At 59.4% G+C, this 1646-nt stretch carries 1 protein-coding gene; it reads left to right on the top strand.

Annotated features, from left to right (window positions below):
* Positions 1-1646 (top strand): aconitate hydratase AcnA (gene acnA, locus ACESMW_RS18805; protein WP_372988491.1); only part of this gene is annotated, 1646 nt, incomplete at both ends.

Here is a 1646-nt window from a genome sequence, read left to right as displayed (position 1 = left end):
GGCAAGGATCCGGCTATGATCAACCCGCTGTCGCCGGTGGACCTGGTGATCGACCATTCGGTGATGGTGGACAAGTTTGGCGATGCGTCCTCGTTCAAGGACAACGTGGCCATCGAAATGGAGCGCAACCAGGAGCGTTACGAATTCCTGCGTTGGGGGCAGCAGGCCTTTGACAATTTCCGTGTGGTGCCGCCGGGTACCGGCATATGCCACCAGGTGAACCTGGAGTACCTCGGTAAAACGGTCTGGCAAAAAGATCAGGACGGCAAGACCATCGCCTATCCGGACACCCTGGTGGGCACAGACTCCCACACCACCATGATTAATGGCCTGGGTATCCTTGGCTGGGGTGTCGGGGGTATCGAAGCGGAGGCCGCCATGCTGGGCCAGCCGGTTTCCATGCTCATTCCCGAAGTGGTTGGCTTCAAGATTACCGGCAAACTCCGTGAGGGGATTACGGCCACGGATCTGGTGCTGACCGTCACCGAAATGCTGCGCAAGAAAGGCGTGGTTGGCAAGTTCGTGGAATTCTACGGCGACGGCCTGAAAGACATGCCGGTGGCAGACCGTGCCACCATCGCCAACATGGCACCGGAATACGGCGCAACCTGCGGCTTTTTCCCGGTGGATGAGCAGACCATCAAGTACATGCGTCTGACCGGCCGCGAGGAAGAGCAACTGGAACTCGTGGAAGCCTACGCCAAGGCTCAGGGACTCTGGCGCGAGCCCGGTCATGAGCCGGTGTACACGGACAATCTGGAACTCGACATGGACGAAGTTGAGGCGAGTCTTGCCGGGCCCAAGCGGCCGCAGGACCGGGTTGCACTGAAGAACATGAAAGCGTCTTTTGAGCTGCTGATGGAGACCTCAGAGGGTCCGGCCGAAGCTCGCGAGAGCAAGCTTGAATCTGAAGGTGGCGGTACCGCTGTCGGTGCTCAGAGTGCCTACTTCGAGCATCCGTCGAGTCAGGCGATGAAAATGAATGGCGAAGATTGCCGGCTTGATCCGGGGGCGGTGGTGATTGCCGCGATTACCTCCTGTACCAACACATCTAACCCGAGCGTGATGATGGCGGCAGGGCTGATCGCCCAGAAAGCGGTGCAGAAGGGGCTGAGCACCAAACCTTGGGTCAAGACTTCCCTGGCACCGGGTTCCAAGGTGGTCACGGATTATCTCCGGGTTGGTGGTTTCCAGGAGGATCTCGACAAACTGGGCTTCAACCTGGTGGGTTACGGCTGCACAACCTGTATCGGTAACTCGGGGCCGCTGCCCGAAGAGGTGGAGCAGGCCATCACCGATGGAGACATGACCGTCGCCTCGGTGCTTTCCGGTAACCGTAACTTCGAAGGCCGGGTGCACCCGCTGGTTAAGACCAACTGGCTGGCGTCGCCGCCCCTCGTCGTGGCCTATGCGCTAGCCGGGAACGTGCGCCTTGATCTGGAGAAAGAAGCCCTTGGTACCGACAAGGATGGCAATCCGGTGTACCTGAAAGACCTCTGGCCCAGCCAGCAGGAAATTGCCGAGGCCGTAGAGAAGGTGAAGACCGACATGTTCCGCAAGGAGTATGCGGAAGTCTTCGACGGCGATGCCACCTGGAAGTCCATCAAGGTGCCGGAAAGCAAGGTGTACGAGTGGTCCGACAAGTC

The organism is Marinobacter sp., assembly GCF_041690455.1.
Classification (GTDB): domain Bacteria; phylum Pseudomonadota; class Gammaproteobacteria; order Pseudomonadales; family Oleiphilaceae; genus Marinobacter.
This window is presented reverse-complemented; position numbering and strand designations above follow the sequence as displayed.